Consider the following 12,532-nt stretch of genomic DNA (forward strand, 5'->3'; position numbering starts at 1 on the left):
TCACTGGATATCGAGGACTGACGACGCAGGGCATCGGAGGTTGTGCCCAGCATTACCCAACTAATTGTTCGGAAGATCACGGGCAGGCGTGTCGTCATATTGATCAAACGGAAAGGGAGTTACGCGTTTGAAAACGTTAAAGTCAAAATTCGCAAAGATGGCATTCGTCGTCGGACTGGCGGCCGGTATCGCAAATCCGGTTTTTGCCGATGACAGCAAGACGCTGCCGATCGCCGCGCAGATGTACACACTGCGCAACGCCGGAACGCTTGAGGAGCAGCTTGCCATCCTCAACCGCGCGGGCGTTTCCGCCGTGGAAACGGTGGATATGCAGAAGGTCAGCGCCAGCGAGCTGAACGCGCTTCTGGAAAAGCACAAGATCAAAGTCATTTCCTCGCATGTGCCGATCGACAAGCTTCGCGGCAATCTCGACGAGGTCATCAAAGAGCAGAAGGCTGTCGGCAATCCGGTCGTGACCGTGCCGTTCCTCAAGCCCGAAGACCGCCCTAAGGACGCCGCAGGCTGGACAGCCTTCGGCAAGGAACTTGGCGGATATGCCGACAAGCTTTCCGCGGCTGGCCTCTCCATGGCCTATCACAACCATGATTTTGAAATGGTCAAGTTCGACGGAAAGACGGCGCTTGAACTGCTGCTCGATGCGGCAGGCCCGAAACTGCAGAGCGAACTCGACGTCGCCTGGGTGGCGCGCAGCGGCAATGATCCGGCTGAGTTCCTCGGCACTCTGAACGGTCGGGTTTTTGCAATCCACGCCAAGGACAATGCACCGGCCGGCACTGCCGAAAACGAGCGCGGCTTTGCAACGATTGGCACCGGCGTTCTCGACTGGAAGACGATCCTGCCGGCGGCCAAACATGCCGGCGCACAGTGGTTCATCCTTGAACACGACCTCCCGCTCGATGCCGAAGCGGTCGTGACCAAGGGCAACGCGTTCCTGCGCGAGCGCCTGCCGACCATTCAGTAAACACTGCCAGTAAAACCAGAACCGCACCCCGGCGGCCGGTTTCGCCGGGGCGCATAAGGTTCGACAGACGCATGATGAAGTTTCCGCCGCGTTGCGACGGGGAGCGCATTGTCTCGTCGACTTTTTACCCAAGTACCAATCGGAGGAGTTATCATGACGGACAATCATTATGATGCGATTGTTGTCGGTTCAGGCATAAGTGGAGGCTGGGCTGCAAAGGAACTCACGGAAAAAGGCCTGAAGGTTCTGCTGCTGGAGCGCGGCAGAAACATCGAGCACATTACCGACTATCAGAATGCCGACAAGGAAGCCTGGGACTATCCCCATCGCAACCGCGCCACGCAGGAGATGAAGGCGAAGTATCCGGTGCTCAGCCGCGACTATCTGCTGGAAGAGGCCACGCTCGGCATGTGGGCCGACGAGCAGGAAACGCCCTATGTCGAAGAAAAGCGTTTCGACTGGTTCCGTGGTTATCACGTCGGCGGCCGTTCGCTGCTGTGGGGACGCCAGACCTACCGCTGGTCGCAGACCGATTTCGAGGCCAATGCCAAAGAAGGCATCGCCGTTGACTGGCCGATCCGTTATCAGGACATTGCTCCCTGGTATGATTACGTCGAGCGTTTCGCCGGCATTTCCGGCAGCCGCGAAGGCCTGGACATTCTTCCTGATGGTGAATTCCTGCCGCCTATTCCGCTGAATTGCGTTGAAGAGGATGTGGCACGCCGGTTGAAAACCGCCTTTAAAGGCACGCGACACCTCATCAATTCGCGCTGCGCCAACATTACCCAGGAACTTCCCGATCAGGAGCGCACGCGCTGCCAGTTCCGCAACAAGTGCCGGTTGGGCTGTCCTTTCGGCGGCTATTTCAGCACGCAGTCATCGACCCTGCCGGCGGCAGTCGCCACCGGAAATCTTACGCTCCGGCCTTTCTCCATCGTCAAGGAAATCCTTTACGACAAGGACAAGAAGAAAGCTCGCGGTGTCGAGATCATCGATGCCGAAACGAACCTGACCTATGAATACACCGCCGATGTGATTTTCCTCAACGCTTCGACGCTCAACTCTACCTGGGTTCTGATGAACTCGGCCACCGACGTGTGGGAGGGAGGGCTCGGCAGCAGCTCGGGCGAACTCGGCCACAATGTGATGGACCACCATTTCCGCATGGGCGCCACCGGCGAAGTGGAAGGTTTCGAAGAGTTTTATTTCAAGGGCCGCCGCCCGGCGGGATTCTATATTCCCCGTTTCCGCAACACCGGCGACGACAAGCGGAACTATCTGCGCGGTTTCGGTTATCAGGGATCCGCCAGCCGTTCGCGCTGGGAGCGGGAAATCGCCGAACTCAACATCGGAGCCGACTACAAGGAAGCGCTGACCCAGCCGGGCGCCTGGACTATCGGCATGACTGCCTTCGGTGAAATGCTGCCTTATCACGAGAACCGCGTGAAGCTGGACCACGACAAGAAGGACAAATGGGGCCTGCCGGTCCTGTCGATGAATGTCGAGATGAAGCAGAACGAACTCGATATGCGCGAAGACATGGTCAATGACGCAGTCGAGATGTTCGAAGCGGTCGGCATCAAGAACGTCAAACCGTCGAGGGGTAGCTATGCGCCGGGCATGGGCATCCATGAAATGGGTACGGCTCGCATGGGGCGCGACCCCAAAACTTCCGTGCTTAATGGCAACAACCAGGTCTGGGATGCGCCGAACGTCTTTGTCACTGACGGTGCCTGCATGACTTCGGCCTCCTGCGTCAACCCATCGCTCACCTACATGGCGCTGACGGCGCGTGCCGCCGAATTTGCCGTTTCCGAACGCAAGAAGGGTAACCTGTGATGAACAGACGTGAACTGCTGAAACTGATAGCCATTGCCTCCGGTCTTCCGTTGATCGGCGCTGACGTGGTCACTGCGGCGGAAAACGCCGCCAAGCCCGCCGGCGACGTCCACGTGTTCAGCCCGGAGGAAATCCGGCTTCTGGACGAGGTGGCTGAAACGATTATCCCTCGCACATCCACCCCGGGTGCGAAGGACGCTGCCGTTGGCGCATTCATGGCAGTTTATGCGGCCGATTGTTACACGGGCGAACAGCGGAAACTCTTCCTCTCCGCTATGGCTGACATCGAAAACCGCAGCCGGACGGAATACAAGAAGGCGTTTCTGGAGTTGACGTCGCAGGAGCGGCAGACGCTGATTTCTGCGCTGGACAAACAGGCCCGGGCGGAACAGACACCGACCGCACCGCATCCCTTCACACTCGTCAAGCAGCTGACGCTGCTCGGTTTCTTCACCTCGAAGATCGGCGCCACCGAGGTTCTCGTTTACGACGAAATCCCCGGCGGCTTTGAGACCTGCGTTCCCTACAAGAAGGGTACGCCCGCCTGGGGCACGACCTGAATTGAGAACAAGCCGCCCGCCTGCATTCGCAGGCGGGCGCGTTCATACGGCAGAACAAGGATGACACGATGCGCAAGAGAATGATCATCACGGCGGCAATGCTGGCAGCAAGCGCCATTCCCGCTTTTTCAGAGGGCGATGTTGCCAAGGGGGAGGCGGCCTTCAAGCGCTGTTCCGCCTGTCACGCCATCGGCGAGGGCGCGAAAAACAAGGTCGGCCCGCAGCTTAACGGGATCATCGGCCGCACTGCGGGCGGCGATCCGGACTATAATTACTCGAATGCGATGAAAAAAGCAGGCGGGGAAGGGCTGGTGTGGACACCGGAGGAACTGCGAGACTTTCTCAGCGCTCCCAAGAAGAAAATCCCCGGAAACAAGATGGCCTTGGCGGGCATCAGCAAACCGGAAGAACTGGATAATCTTATCGCCTATATCGAAAGCGCGTCTTCTAAACCAGCCGAATGACAGCACGCCGTTTATCGAACATCAAAACTCCCACAGTTTTGAGACGATGACCACGACTTTACCCTAGTATATCCTGCGCGCCGAAGGCCTTGCCAAGGAATTGCCAAGGCCTTCCGGCGTTGTCTTCAAGGATGCATTTGCGCTACTCAAACACCGGTTCTCAGGGGTCGGTCCGTCCTTCCTGCAGGCTCGACTTTTCGAACGACTTGTCCTGATGGAAGCCCAGTTTGGCCAAGCCGTTTTTCACCTCCGGCGCGTTCATGAATAAATCCCAGATCAGGCCGCTGCGATAGTTTTCCATCATCGCAACAACAGGCCCTTGATTGATCGCAAGATGCGTTCCGGACACCCAGCCGGTTGAGGGCTGGAATGAATCCATGAGGCCAAAGCGGCCGATGAGTGCACCATTGTTCCATTGCAGAAAACGCAACGCCGCCTCGCGTGAGCGATGAGAAAAGAAGGGCATGCTGGAGAGGGCTGCCGTTGTCGCAATGATGCCGTCATCGTCGGTCGGAGAATTTACGACATAGCCCTTTGGCCCATCACACGCAGACAGACCCCACCCGGCATCACTTGGGTAGCGCGTGCGGCAGTAGCGGTAATTGATCATGCAATGCGCGTAAACCTGCTCCAGATAGTCGTGACAATAAACGTCGCCGAGACCGCGCGGATCGAGTGTGCAGAAGGAATAGTGCGACAGGAAAAGCGGTCCTCCATACGGCTGGCCAAGCGGCAGCCGAACACCGAGATACATCGATCCGTTCCGGATTTCGCCATCGCTTGCCCATCCGGAATGATAAGACTCGGAGCTGATTGCATGCGTCCTTGAACCCGCCGCGAGCACATAACAGACGAGGGCCTCGTTCCAGCCAACAATCGGCAAGTTTTTCGCCCAGGCATACCGACGGCTCCAATGCCAGAACAGCGGCCCGGCCTTTCCCCTGGTAAACCAGCCCCATTCCACCGTCTCGACGACTTCATTTATGGACCGGCGTAAATCGATTTCGGAGGATGTCTGCGCGCCAAAAAACTGTCTGACGCAGATCAGCGCCTGAACCAGAAGAGCGGTTTCAACGAGATCTCCGCCGTCGTCGAATTTCGCGAAGGGTATCGTTCTTCCGCTGGACGCATCGATAAAGTGAGGGAAGGCGCCATGAAAACGCTTCACACTTGCCAGCGATCTCAACATCCTGCTCGCCCGGGCGATGGCTTCCTGTTCGGTTATCCAAGAACGGCGGACACCAACAATGAGCGAAAGAAAACCAAACCCGATCCCGGAGACCGACGCGATCTCATGGATCGCAACACCATCGGATCGCATACGATCCCGCGGTAGGCCACTCTCCGGGTGGCTCCCGGACCAGAAATATTCAAAGGTATTGCGATGCAAACCATCAAGTTCAGCAGGTAATTTGTCCGTCAATTCCAACCTCAGCGACCAGCGGCAATCAGTCGGCAGATCGACTGCCAAGCCTTATCCGACTCTGTCACCATCTCCAAATTTCAAGCGGAGCGGTGAATGCCGGTAGCCGCAAAAATTCTCGGCTACCGCAGCATCTGCCTTATCGTCTCCACGATCTGCTCTTCGCAGTAGGGTTTCGTAAAGAAAGCCGTATCTGCCGCGATCATATGACCGGGATCTTCGAGATGGCCGGAAACCAGGATAACTTTGATAGGGGGCCACCTGTCACGAACAATGGCTGCCAGTTGCAGGCCGTCGACGCCGCGTGGCATATCGATATCAGTGAAGACGATCCGAATGTCTGCGCGTGCCTCAAGGATATTAACCGCCTCCGTAGCATCTGCCGCAGCAAGCGCTGTGTATCCTGCGGTTTCAACCAGATCCACGGCGGCAAGGCGTAGCAGCGGCTCATCCTCGACGACGAGTATTGTTGCCACATCGGCAGCATTCGAGGTCACGGTCATCATGACTGTCTCAAATGGGAAACCAGTCCCTGCATCGTTACCCGCAGGCCGTCAGGGTCAAAATTGACCTCGACACCGCCTGTACCCATCAGACCAAGCTGGATGAGCTTCGATCCGAAACCTTTACCCGATGGAGCGGTCACCGGCGGGCCGTCCTGCTCCTTCCATTCTAGAACAAGCGCGTTCTCTGCGCCTGCATCTTCTATCGTCCATGAGATAACGACGGTTCCGGCATCAGAAGACCAGGCTCCATATTTCAAGGCGTTTGTGCCAAGCTCGTGCATCAGGAGAGCCAGCGACAGCGCAGTCCTGGGCCCGATTTCCATGTCTGTGCCCGATATGCGGTATCGCTCGGGAAGAGAAAGTTGGCGAAGCACGGAATCGATCACTGCCACCATGCGCGCCGACGACCAGTCCTGGTTCAGGAGAACCTCATGCGCATTGGAAAGCGCGCGCAATCTGCTCGTGAAGGCTTCGACAGGGGCTCTGTCGGTGACGGGGCGAAGCGTCTGTGTCGCAATCGCCTGAACCATGGCCATCGTGTTTTTGAGCCGGTGGCTGATCTCGTGATTGAGAACCTGCTGTTCCTGCTCGGCCCGAATCCTGGAGATCGCCTCACGCGTGCGGTCCGCTATCGCACGCACAAAATCACGCTCCTCGGACGAGAATTCATGCGGCTTGTCGTAGTGTACGAACATGACCCCCGCGAATGCGCCTCTTTCGATGATTGGCACATTCACGAGGACGGAGATGCCTAATGAGTGTAGAAGCTCGGCTGAAGCGGAGGTTCTCGGATCTGTCGCCACATCGGGTATGATGACCGTCTCGCCGCGCTTCAAATCCTGGATGTAGGATCCGTAATTTCTGAAATGATGGAGCCCCGCGACGGTGAACATTCCCTCCGCACACCAGTCGGGAAGCATCTGCACCGTCTCGGCGATAGGGTCAACGATGCCGTAGCCCGCCCGCGTCGCGCCTCTCAGACTCCGTGCCAAAATCTCGGCGGCGGCAAATGCCACTTCCGCAACAGTATCCAGCTCGCGGATCTTTTCGCCGAGTTCCAGGAATGCAAGCTGCCTGTCCTCCGACAGTTTTTGAGCGGTGGCGTTGCGTGCGACCTTGATATAACCCGGGACCTTGGGCGACGAATGGTTGGACATCGGCCGGATCGTGCCGTCCAGAAAGATACTGGAGCCATCAGCAGCGAGGTGCCATCGGCGGTCGGGTGCAACCCCTTCGGACGTGGCTCTGCTCACTTCAGCCGCAGGAACGCCGGCTGCCCGGTCCTCCTCAGTAAAAATCGACTCAAACGGCCGTCCGAGCATCTCGGCTTCCGACCAGCCAAATGTCTCCTGCGCTCCACCGAACCAGCTTGTAATGCGCTGGTCTTCATCGATCGTCATGATAATATAGTCTTTAGCGCCTTCGACGATCAGGCGAAGCTTCGTTTCGCTGTCACGTAAAGCCTCCTGGGCTTGCATACGGTCAGTGACTTCAACGAACATGATGACGAACGCGTCTTCACCAGTGGCTTGAACATAGCCGTCAAACCACCGGTCCATCGATCCGATCTTGCGGGTGAAACGCTTGCTTTGTTGGGTCTCGACGGCCTCCACCACATCGGAAACCCACTCATTCTCGAATTCTGGAAAGAGTTCGCGCATGGTTCGACCAGGCACATCATCGCCTGGCAATCCAAGAAGAGTGCTCCATGCGGGATTGACCGTCTCGTACCGCCAATCGACAATCGTTCCGTCGACGTCACGGATCACCGAGCCTACGACGATGCCTTCCTCCAATTGCTGGAAAAGCGCACCCCAGCGTCGCTCGGAAAGGAAGGTCGCAATCTGGTTCGAGGCGACCCTTCCGATCTGGTTCAGTAACTGCAGCTCGCTTTCCGTCCATGTGCGTGGTTCGCCATCGATTGCTGCGAGCGCGCCGATCACCATGCCATCAGGGAGGGTTACAGGCACTCCCATGTAGGAGATCACACCCAGATCGGTTATGGCCAGATTATTTCTAACGAGATCATGAACCGTCGCATCCCCGATGATCAAAGGCTGTCTGTCGCGAACCACATGCTGACAGAATGAATGCGTGAGTGGCGTTTCCGCTGCTTCAGCCCATTTGGGTGGCAACCCGACATGAGCGATGAAAACCTGCCGGTGCTCGTCCAGAATGGAGATCAAAGCCACTGGGCATTTCAGGCCGGTTTTGACGACCTCGATAATATCCTGGAATTCGGGTGGGCTCTGGACATCAAGCAGCCCAGAGTTTCGAACTGCGTCAATGCGTTCCGACGGTGAATTCAAGGTCAATCCTTATCCGCACAGGGGCGGCGTTGGTCAAGCCGACAAGGCGGCAAGCAGTTTGGGCGAAACAACAAGGCTGGGAGGAGGGGTAGCGGAGCGCTCTGCGCCAATAACGATGCCTTCAATGAACTGCAAGGCATTTTGCAAACCGTTCATAGTGTAGGGTTTCTCGATCGCTCCAAGTGCGCCCGCAAAGTCCTCAGGTATTCTCTTCAGGTTACCCGAAACAAAAACATAGGGGATGGAGCTCGAGGAAAGATATCGGCCGACTTCTATGCCCGTTGGACCATCCAGCAATTGAATGTCTACAAATGCGAATTGCGGCAGTGCCTTATTGGCAAGCTCGATAGCTTCCTTGCTGTCGGCAGCGATCCCCACAATCTCGTGTCCGGCATCCTCCACTTCGCTTTCAAGTTCCATTGCCAGCAGAGCTTCGTCCTCTACGATCAAGATTTTCACAGGAGATCCTTTCAGTCTTTTACAGAAAGCGTGACACGAACATCCGAGAGGCTACCTTCAACCGTCCGAACTATCGTAGCACGCAATTGTTTTACGCATGCTTCCAGCATCTTTTTGCTAAAGGCTGCTTCTTCCTTGTCCACTTCGCCCGGCGTGACGGTATCGGCAACCCTGACAAGGAAGTGGCCGTTGAGGCGCTTGACCTCCAGGTGCAATTGCCCGCCACGATCCTTCAATCCTCTGCGAATGGCGTCGCCGATGAGTTCGTTGATGATCAAGGCAAGGGGGGACGCCTTGGTCGCCGGAACCACAACCTCGTGAAGATCGGTGGTGAGGATGATGTCGGTTCGCTTTAAGGCGCCGATCTTGTCGAGCATCAATGTATTGGCAAAATCCGCGACATCGAAATGCCCTACATCTTCATCGTTCAGAAGCTTGCGCTGAACGGTGCTGAGTGCTTCGACCCTGTTCAGCACAGACATCAATGTCCGCTCCACAACATCGTTATCAGTCATCCGCGCCTGAAGCTTCACGATTGAGGCGATTGTCAGGAGGTTGTTTTTTACGCGATGATCAACTTCGTGGACGAGGGTTGTTTTTGCCCGCAATGCCTCAGTCAAATCCGCCGTTCGCAGCGCCACCTCTCCCTCCGCGATGTGGCGGGCGCGAGCGAGTTCGGCTTCCTTGCTCTTGATATCGGTGAAGTCGAGTTGCGAGGCGAAAAAATAGATGACGGTTCCGGAAGCATCGCGAACCGGACTTACGAAGAGAGCATTCCAAAACTCTGATCCGTCCTTGCGGTAATTAAGGATGTCGATTGCCAAATCCTGCTCCGCTGCGATTGCCTCACGCAGCTTCGTAACTGAGCCAGGATCCGTGTCTGGACCCTGGAGCAGACGACAATTTTGACCAACCAGCTCTTCGGCGGAATAGCCCGTCAATCTGCTGAAAGCAGCATTGCAGAAGATGATTGGATTGTCTTTCTGGAGCGGATTTGTGATGATCATGGGCATGCGGGTGGCCTTGAAGGCTGCCGCAAACGGATCTTCAGAAGCGTGGCTAGATACTAGACGCTCTCCAGCGTCTTGAGCATCCTGCCGGAGGAGATCATTATCTTTCATGCAAGGTCCTGAAGGTAACGGTCCCCTAAAATGTTTGAATGGGAATTTGGTTCCAACGACAAAGTGAATTATTCCTGTTTTACAGGGTAGGGGATCCACCATCTTTTTGCATATTGTCCGTGAGCAGGTCTGCCGGCGTCCGATAGCCGAGAAATCGGCCTGATGACGTCAGTAGAACAAAAACGGGGCGACCAACTGGCCGCCCCGCTTGATATGAGACTGGGTCGAAACCTCAAGCAGGCCGTTCTTCGCCCGCGGTCGGCCTCCAGGTGATCAGCTTTCTCTCGGCGACATCGAGAATAAGATCGATGACGAGAACAAAAATGGCGAGAATGATGATACCGGCGAAAACGCCGACCGCGTCGAAGTTACCTTCCGAACGGGCGATCAGGTAACCGAGGCCTGCGGAAGACCCGAGATATTCGCCGATGATCGCGCCAACCACCGCAAATCCGACGGATGTGCGCAGCGACGACAGAATCCAGCTGGCTGCCGCCGGAAAATAAACATGACGCAAGAGATCAGAGCGCTTTGCACCGAGAATGCGCGTGTTGGAAAGCACGACGGGGTTTACTTCGCGAACACCTTGCATGGCGTTGAAGAACGTCACGAAGAAGACGAGGGTGACCGCAAGAGCGACCTTTGACCAGAGGCCAAGCCCCAGCCAAAGGACGAAAATTGGCGCGAGGACCACACGCGGGATGGCATTCACGGCCTTGATGAACGGATCCAACACGCGGGCCACAAAGGGACTGAGTCCCAGCCAGACACCGGCGCCGACGCCGAGACCTGTACCGATGAGGTAACCGAGAACCGTTTCACTCAAGGTGATACCGACATGTTTGTAAAAGCCGGCATCGGCAACCCAGGTGATGACCTGCTTGACGATGTCGATGGGTGCCGGGAAGAAGAAGCGGTCGATCGCCCCGGAGCTTACCCCGAGTTGCCACCCACCCAGGAGCACGACCAGAAGCACGATCTGGATGATGCGAACATTAACGGCTTGCATAGCTTTTCTCCACTTCGCCGCGCAAAGACGCCCATATATCGCGATATAGGGTCATGAATTTCGGATCGAGCTTGATTTCGGCCACGTTGCGGGGCCGTTCCAGATCAACCGGGAAGCTCTCGATAACCCGGCTCTTGGGGCCGGCGGCAAGGACGACAACCCGGTCCCCGAGTGCAATCGCCTCTTCGAGATCGTGCGTGATCATGACCACTGCACGGCGATCCTCTTGCCACAATCTCAGGAGTTCATTCTGCATGAGGTGGCGCGTGTGAATGTCGAGTGCGGAAAAGGGCTCGTCCATCAGGATGACCTTCGGCTCGGTGATAAGCGCCTGCGCCATCTGGACACGTTTGCGCTGTCCGCCTGAAAGTTGATGCGGAAAGCGCTCTTCAAACCCCTTCAGGCCAACTTTTTCCAGCCAGGCCAGAACTTTGGTACGGCGCTCATGTTCGGATACGCCGCGGAACAGCAAGCCAAGCTCGACGTTCTGATAGGCCGTTTTCCAGGGAAGCAGCGCATCCTGCTGGAAGAGATATCCAATGTTGTTCTGCACGCCCTGCACGGCCGAACCATCGATGGAGACCTTTCCCTGCGCCGGTTTCAGCAAACCCGCGATGGCATTGAGAATGGTGGACTTGCCGCATCCGGTTGGGCCGACAATCGAGAGAAACTCACCATCTCCAACTTTCAGGTTCACATCCTGGACCGCAACGAACGCGCCAAAGGCCATTGTTACGTTCTCGATTGCCACCATTGGCTGAAGATTGAGTTCCGCCACGGGTTCTAACTTTCTAATTGGCAAAGACATTGAAGACCCTCAGTTTACGCCCTTCGAAGCCGCAGCCTCGACGAACTTGTTGGTGTAGGTCGTGTTGAGATCGATCGTGGCCTTCGCGACTGCGTCGTTGAAGCTTTTCAAAACCGCCAACGGGGTTTCCAGATCGGCCTGGTTGAAGGTTCCATCTTCGGAGAAGATCGCCTTGGCGGCTTCGACGGCCTTGATGTAGGTCTGCTTGTCGCCGGACACGAAATCATCGGGAAGCTTTGCAACGATTTCCTCGGCGGAATGCTCCTTCATCCAATGCAGCGCCTTTACCGTGGCATTGGTAACCTTCTGGATCACCTCGGGATGTGCATCGATGTATTCCTGCGTCGCATACAAGACGGAGGTGGGGTAGATCCCGCCGTAGACATCCTTGGCGCCCTGATCGCTGCGGGCATCGATCAAAATCTTGCCAAGACCACGCTCAACCACGATCGTCGCAGCCGGATCGTAATTGACCAACAGGTCAATCTTGCCCTGCTGCAGAGCGGCAACAGCAGCAGCGCCAGAGCCAACGCCGATGATGGCGATGTCGTTGTCGCTCAGATTGTGCTGCTTCATGTAATAACGAATGAAGAAATCGGACGAAGACCCGGGCGAGGTGATCCCGACCTTTTTGCCCTTGATGGTTTCAGGTTTTGCCGGATCGAAGTCTGTATCGTTCTTTCCTGCGAGAACCAGCCCGGAATTGCGGGCAAGCTGAACGAAGCCAACCACGTGCTTGTTCTGGGACTGCATCTGAATCGTGTGATCGTAGAAACCGATGGCTACATCCGTGGACCCTGCGACGAGCGCCTGCAGGACTTTCGAACCGCCTTGGGCAAAGTTCTCGGTCGTCACCTCAAGGCCCTCGTCCTTGTAGAAGCCGAGGCTGGCCGCCACCGGAAAAGGCAGGTTGTTGAGGTTGTACGAACCAACACTCATTCTGACGGATTCTGCATTTGCCGACGCTGCCAGCGCACAGAGCGCCGCTGTTGCAAGCAAGTATTTACGCATGAGGGTCTCCTCCCAGTTTTGCTATGTTTTGAGCCAGTATG

13 protein-coding genes are annotated in these 12,532 nt (G+C 56.4%); 5 read left to right on the plus strand and 8 right to left on the minus strand.

The window, feature by feature from the left end; genetic code table 11:
- Positions 1 to 127 precede the first annotated feature (127 nt).
- The 4 genes from FB593_RS02295 to FB593_RS02310 all read left to right on the plus strand — a co-directional run bounded on the left by FB593_RS02295 (position 128) and on the right by FB593_RS02310 (position 3,845).
- Complete coding sequence (locus FB593_RS02295; RefSeq protein ID WP_186447875.1) at positions 128 to 982, plus strand: sugar phosphate isomerase/epimerase family protein; 855 nt, start codon at positions 128 to 130, stop codon at positions 980 to 982.
- Positions 983 to 1,135: 153 nt separating this feature from the next.
- Positions 1,136 to 2,821: a GMC oxidoreductase gene (locus FB593_RS02300; protein WP_145166301.1), complete on the plus strand. Its 1,686-nt coding sequence runs from the start codon at positions 1,136 to 1,138 to the stop codon at positions 2,819 to 2,821.
- The gene (locus FB593_RS02305) at positions 2,821 to 3,381 is read left to right on the plus strand and encodes a gluconate 2-dehydrogenase subunit 3 family protein (RefSeq protein WP_080798554.1); all 561 of its coding nucleotides are present in this window, start codon (positions 2,821 to 2,823) and stop codon (positions 3,379 to 3,381) included. The genes FB593_RS02300 and FB593_RS02305 overlap by 1 nt, the downstream gene beginning before the upstream one ends.
- 68 nt (positions 3,382 to 3,449) lie before the next feature.
- A complete protein-coding gene (locus FB593_RS02310; protein WP_003515228.1) occupies positions 3,450 to 3,845 on the plus strand; it encodes a c-type cytochrome in 396 nt (131 codons plus the stop codon).
- 160 nt (positions 3,846 to 4,005) lie between these two features.
- Here the strand turns inward: FB593_RS02310 and FB593_RS02315 are convergent, their stop codons facing one another.
- The 3 genes from FB593_RS02315 to FB593_RS02325 form a co-directional block, all read right to left on the minus strand.
- Positions 4,006 to 5,166 (minus strand): glucoamylase family protein, encoded by a 1,161-nt coding sequence (locus tag FB593_RS02315; RefSeq protein ID WP_145166484.1) that lies wholly within the window; start codon positions 5,164 to 5,166, stop codon positions 4,006 to 4,008.
- Positions 5,167 to 5,390: 224 nt separating this feature from the next.
- On the minus strand, positions 5,391 to 5,774 hold the full coding sequence (locus tag FB593_RS02320) for a response regulator (RefSeq protein ID WP_025593416.1): 384 nt from the start codon (positions 5,772 to 5,774) through the stop codon (positions 5,391 to 5,393).
- A complete protein-coding gene (locus tag FB593_RS02325; protein WP_321186266.1) occupies positions 5,771 to 7,978 on the minus strand; it encodes a GAF domain-containing protein in 2,208 nt (735 codons plus the stop codon). The genes FB593_RS02320 and FB593_RS02325 overlap by 4 nt, the downstream gene beginning before the upstream one ends.
- On the opposite strand from FB593_RS02325, the gene FB593_RS27780 reads away from it, so the two are divergent.
- Positions 7,916 to 8,077: a hypothetical protein gene (locus FB593_RS27780; RefSeq protein ID WP_236735600.1), complete on the plus strand. Its 162-nt coding sequence runs from the start codon at positions 7,916 to 7,918 to the stop codon at positions 8,075 to 8,077. The two genes, FB593_RS02325 and FB593_RS27780, sit on opposite strands and share 63 nt — an antisense overlap.
- 39 nt (positions 8,078 to 8,116) lie before the next feature.
- On the opposite strand, the gene FB593_RS02330 is transcribed toward FB593_RS27780, so the two are convergent.
- The 5 genes from FB593_RS02330 to FB593_RS02350 form a co-directional block, all read right to left on the minus strand.
- Complete coding sequence (locus FB593_RS02330; protein ID WP_003515224.1) at positions 8,117 to 8,542, minus strand: response regulator; 426 nt, start codon at positions 8,540 to 8,542, stop codon at positions 8,117 to 8,119.
- Positions 8,543 to 8,553: 11 nt separating this feature from the next.
- On the minus strand, positions 8,554 to 9,663 hold the full coding sequence (locus FB593_RS02335; RefSeq protein WP_121556571.1) for a PAS domain-containing protein: 1,110 nt from the start codon (positions 9,661 to 9,663) through the stop codon (positions 8,554 to 8,556).
- Between the two features lie 232 nt (positions 9,664 to 9,895).
- Positions 9,896 to 10,672 (minus strand): ABC transporter permease, encoded by a 777-nt coding sequence (locus FB593_RS02340; protein ID WP_113473206.1) that lies wholly within the window; start codon positions 10,670 to 10,672, stop codon positions 9,896 to 9,898.
- On the minus strand, positions 10,659 to 11,426 hold the full coding sequence (locus FB593_RS02345) for an ABC transporter ATP-binding protein (protein ID WP_034502326.1): 768 nt from the start codon (positions 11,424 to 11,426) through the stop codon (positions 10,659 to 10,661). The genes FB593_RS02340 and FB593_RS02345 overlap by 14 nt, the downstream gene beginning before the upstream one ends.
- A 63-nt stretch (positions 11,427 to 11,489) precedes the next feature.
- Positions 11,490 to 12,491 carry an ABC transporter substrate-binding protein gene (locus tag FB593_RS02350; protein ID WP_162760828.1) on the minus strand — a complete coding sequence of 334 codons (1,002 nt, stop codon included), beginning with the start codon at positions 12,489 to 12,491 and terminating at the stop codon, positions 11,490 to 11,492.
- Between the last annotated feature and the right edge of the window lie 41 nt (positions 12,492 to 12,532).

It is taken from the genome of Rhizobium sp. SJZ105 (assembly GCF_007828365.1).
GTDB classification, from domain to species: Bacteria; Pseudomonadota; Alphaproteobacteria; order Rhizobiales; family Rhizobiaceae; genus Agrobacterium; species Agrobacterium tumefaciens.

What these genes read in the sequence shown, in the direction of transcription:
- FB593_RS02300 (WP_145166301.1), top strand. Translation starts at nt 1,136, where the DNA reads ATGACGGACAATCATTATGATGCGATTGTTGTCGGTTCAGGCATAAGT.
- FB593_RS02305 (WP_080798554.1), top strand. Translation starts at nt 2,821, where the DNA reads ATGAACAGACGTGAACTGCTGAAACTGATAGCCATTGCCTCCGGTCTT.
- FB593_RS02310 (WP_003515228.1), top strand. Translation starts at nt 3,450, where the DNA reads ATGCGCAAGAGAATGATCATCACGGCGGCAATGCTGGCAGCAAGCGCC.
- FB593_RS02315 (WP_145166484.1), bottom strand. Translation starts at nt 5,166, where the DNA reads ATGCGATCCGATGGTGTTGCGATCCATGAGATCGCGTCGGTCTCCGGG.
- FB593_RS02320 (WP_025593416.1), bottom strand. Translation starts at nt 5,774, where the DNA reads ATGATGACCGTGACCTCGAATGCTGCCGATGTGGCAACAATACTCGTC.
- FB593_RS27780 (WP_236735600.1), top strand. Translation starts at nt 7,916, where the DNA reads ATGAGCGATGAAAACCTGCCGGTGCTCGTCCAGAATGGAGATCAAAGC.
- FB593_RS02335 (WP_121556571.1), bottom strand. Translation starts at nt 9,663, where the DNA reads ATGAAAGATAATGATCTCCTCCGGCAGGATGCTCAAGACGCTGGAGAG.
- FB593_RS02340 (WP_113473206.1), bottom strand. Translation starts at nt 10,672, where the DNA reads ATGCAAGCCGTTAATGTTCGCATCATCCAGATCGTGCTTCTGGTCGTG.
- FB593_RS02345 (WP_034502326.1), bottom strand. Translation starts at nt 11,426, where the DNA reads ATGGTGGCAATCGAGAACGTAACAATGGCCTTTGGCGCGTTCGTTGCG.
- FB593_RS02350 (WP_162760828.1), bottom strand. Translation starts at nt 12,491, where the DNA reads ATGCGTAAATACTTGCTTGCAACAGCGGCGCTCTGTGCGCTGGCAGCG.